At 49.1% G+C, this 3,799-nt stretch carries 3 protein-coding genes; 2 read left to right on the top strand and 1 reads right to left on the bottom strand.

Translation table 11 applies throughout. The features are described from left to right. A partial coding sequence (locus tag C7B77_RS25860) for a phosphoketolase family protein (RefSeq protein WP_106311750.1) occupies positions 1-2,109 on the top strand: 2,109 nt, incomplete at its 5' end. Between the two features lie 106 nt (positions 2,110-2,215). Here C7B77_RS25860 and C7B77_RS25865 read toward each other — a convergent pair. After that, entirely contained in the window at positions 2,216-2,698 is a 483-nt protein-coding gene (locus C7B77_RS25865; protein ID WP_106311752.1) for a hypothetical protein, read from the bottom strand. Between the two features lie 182 nt (positions 2,699-2,880). On the opposite strand from C7B77_RS25865, the gene C7B77_RS25870 reads away from it, so the two are divergent. Continuing rightward, complete coding sequence (locus C7B77_RS25870) at positions 2,881-3,705, top strand: ROK family protein (RefSeq protein WP_106311754.1); 825 nt, start codon at positions 2,881-2,883, stop codon at positions 3,703-3,705. Positions 3,706-3,799: the final 94 nt, after the last annotated feature.

Below are 3,799 nucleotides of genomic sequence, written 5' to 3' on the forward strand. Positions count from 1 at the left end.
GCTTTATTCAAACAGTTCTCTTTTCCAGGCGGCATTCCCAGCCATGCAGCACCCGAAACACCCGGTTCGATTCATGAGGGTGGAGAATTGGGATACGCACTGGTTCATGCTTATGGCGCGGCATTCGATAATCCCGATCTGCTGGTGGCTTGCGTAGTCGGCGATGGCGAGGCAGAAACGGGGCCATTAGCAACTAGCTGGCACTCGAATAAGTTTCTCAATCCGGCGCGAGATGGTGCAGTGTTACCGATTTTGCATCTAAATGGCTATAAGATTGCCAACCCGACTGTTTTGTCGCGGCTGCCGCAGGAAGAATTGGAGAGTTTATTCGTGGGATATGGCTACAAGCCTTATTTCGTCGAGGGTTCAGAACCCGAAGAGATGCACCAATTGATGGCGGGAACGCTGGATACAGTCATCACCGAAATCAAAAACATTCAGCGGGAAGCGCGGGTGCATGGCTATCAGCAACGAGTTCCCATGCCAATGATTATCTTACGATCGCCTAAAGGGTGGACGGGGCCAAAAGAAGTAGACGGCAAGAAAACTGAGGACTACTGGCGATCTCATCAAGTCCCATTTTCCGAGATGAAGAGCAGTCCAGAGCATATTCAATTGCTAGAAAGCTGGATGAAGAGTTATAAACCCGAAGCCTGTTTTGACGATCGCGGTAAGCTCATCCCCGAACTAGCAGAACTGGCTCCTACAGGCGATCGCCGGATGGGGGCAAATCCTCACGCTAATGGCGGGATCTTGCTGCGAGATCTGAAAATGCCCGACTTTCGCGATTACGCCGTGGAAGTTACCAAACCAGGTACGGGCATCGGCGAATCGACGCGGATTTTGGGTGAATTTCTGCGGGATGTAATGAAGCTCAACTTAGAGAGCCAAAACTTTCGGGTGATGAGTCCCGACGAAAATAATTCCAATCGCCTCAACGCACTGTTGGAAGTCACCGAACGGATGTCTACAGCCGAAATATTGCCCACAGACGACCGTGTTTCGCCCACGGGACGGGTAATGGAGGTTTTGAGCGAACACATGTGTCAGGGCTGGCTAGAGGGCTATCTGTTGACCGGACGGCACGGCTTTTTCTCTTGTTATGAGGCATTTATCCACATCGTGGATTCGATGTTCAACCAACATGCCAAGTGGTTGGAAAGCTGCGACGATATTCCCTGGCGGCGACCGATTGCTTCGCTCAATTATCTGCTCACTTCCCACGTTTGGCGGCAAGATCACAATGGTTTCAGCCACCAAGATCCGGGCTTTATCGATGTGGTGACTAATAAAAAAGCCAAAGTCGTCCGCGTATACCTCCCACCCGATGCTAATACCTTACTATCAGTTGCCGACCACTGCCTCCGCAGCCGTCAATATGTAAACGTGATTATCGCTGGCAAACAGCCCGAATTGCAGTGGCTAGATATGAATGCCGCGATCGAGCATTGTACGGCAGGAGTGGGCATTTGGGAATGGGCGAGTAACGATCGTCATTGCGAACCCGACGTCGTGATGGCTTGTGCGGGTGACGTCCCCACCCTCGAAACCTTAGCAGCGGTAGACTTCTTGCGATCGCATTTCCCCACTATCAAAATTCGGGTAGTTAACGTCGTCGATCTGATGACACTCCAACCCCAAAGCGAACACCCCCACGGCTTAACAGATGTCGAATTCGACTCGATTTTCACCCCCGACAAACCGATTATCTTTGCCTTCCATGGCTACCCCTGGCTGATCCATCGCCTCACCTACCGCCGCAATAATCACGAAAATCTCCACGTTCGCGGTTATAAAGAAGAAGGTACCACCACCACGCCATTCGATATGACCGTAGTTAACGATCTCGATCGGTTTCATCTGGCGCAAGATGCGATCGATCGTACTCCCAAACTCAAAAATATTGGAGCCTACGTAAAACAAGAGATTCGCAATAAACTGATCGAACACAAGCAGTATATTACGACCTACGGTGAAGATCTGCCGGAAGTCACCGACTGGAAGTGGGGCTATTATATGGGCACAGCATCGAGTGACGGTTCGCAACCGAACTCTACCGACTCACCCTCTGCCAAAGGCGGCGAAGGCGCAGCCAATTCTCGCGAGTAACATCTTTATATATGTGTTCTAAAAACATCGGCCTGACTCATTCAAGTTAGGACGATGTTTTTGTAAGTAATTAGGCTGGCAAAAACATTTGTAATCCTAAAAAAGCCTACAACCTATGTGGTGGGCACTGCCCACCCCACATCTTTGTATTTGAATAATCTCGGTAATCAGTCAATTCCTCCCACTCCATTTGCAATAATGCTTTCTTGCTAAGATTCCTGATTTTATTCCATCCAGATCTTTTAAGAATATCTCGATTCCAGCATTCTTTCTCCGATTCATCCAACTTATCAAAAGATTCAGATATTTGGGAAAGGGAAACTTGAAGTTCTAGCGGGGCGTAAAGTAGAACTTCCTCTGAAAATCTTCCGTATGCGCTCAAAAAGGGAATATAAAGCTCACAGAAAAGGCAGTCAGATATACATTCTTCCTGCTGGGTTTGACTTAACGCTAAGTTTTCTAAAGAATAGCCAAGATCGTTTACACATTCTATTTTTCTTGTCTCGCCATCAGCATCCCATACCCATATAATTGACGTAAAACCACGGCTCATATCAAATACGATAAGGTGAATGATTAGTGAATTCAAAATTTCTCGATCGAGTAGAAAAGTGGGGCGGACACTGCCACCATCTAGGTTTCAGGCGCAATCTATTTTATGAATAATTAGATCTATCCTATTTAACACCAAGATCGATACAGCACGATCGACAAAACAGCAGACTTGAAATCTTCGTGCGGTAAAATGAGCGTATTTCAGGCGCGATCGACATGACAACTCCCATCCAAGTTGGTATCGATATTGGTGGTACGAAAATGCTCGCGATCGCCAGAAGCAGCGATATCCACGCTCGATCGCAAATAACCACTGGTAAAGATTTTTCCGCCGATGATGCCCAAAAAGCAATCGATCGATTTATTCACACATTATCCACGCCACCAGACTCGATCGGGATTGCCGTACCAGGATTAGTCGATCCTCATGGCGTCGTTATCGCCTGCGACGTATTACCGCAACTCGTTGGCTGGCAACCCGCGATCGCGTTAGCATCGATTTGTAAGGTTAATGTCCTCAATGATGCCGAAGCCGCACTGATGCAAGTAGTCAGCAATATTCAGCCTCAAGCGGTGGCGGCGGTGGTAATGGTAGGAACGGGGATTGGGGCGGCAATTTATGCCCATGGGATGGTATTGCGGGGAGCTAATGGTTGGGCAGGAGAATTGGGGAGTATCCCCATCGAGGGCAAGACACTCGATGCCCAAGCTAGTGGGGCGGCGATTTTGCAAGAATTGGGTGTCGATATCGATCGATTGAGCGATTTAGTTGCCGCAGGTGACAGTCGCGCGCTCCAAGCGATCGAGCAGGCTGGCTCGAAATTTGGGCTAGGATTGGCGACGTTAATTAATTTGTTAAATCCAGAGGCGATCGTGTTGGCAGGCGGTACGCTGCGCTGGCAGGGCTATCTGGAGGCAGCTTTGGAGAGCGTGGAACGGCATAGTTTGGACGATTTGCGAGCGGTTTGCTCGATCGAAGTCAGTCCCCATGGTGGGGATTTGGTGGCATTAGGAGCCACACGCTCGATATTAAAGTGTTAAAGATCTGTAGGTTGGGTAGAGCAAAGCGAAACCCAACACCCTCAGCCAAACAAACTTTGGCTGCGGCGTAGATCTACCCACCCCGCCCTACGGG

This window comes from Chamaesiphon polymorphus CCALA 037 (genome assembly GCF_003003845.1).
GTDB classification, from domain to species: Bacteria; Cyanobacteriota; Cyanobacteriia; order Cyanobacteriales; family Chamaesiphonaceae; genus Chamaesiphon; species Chamaesiphon polymorphus.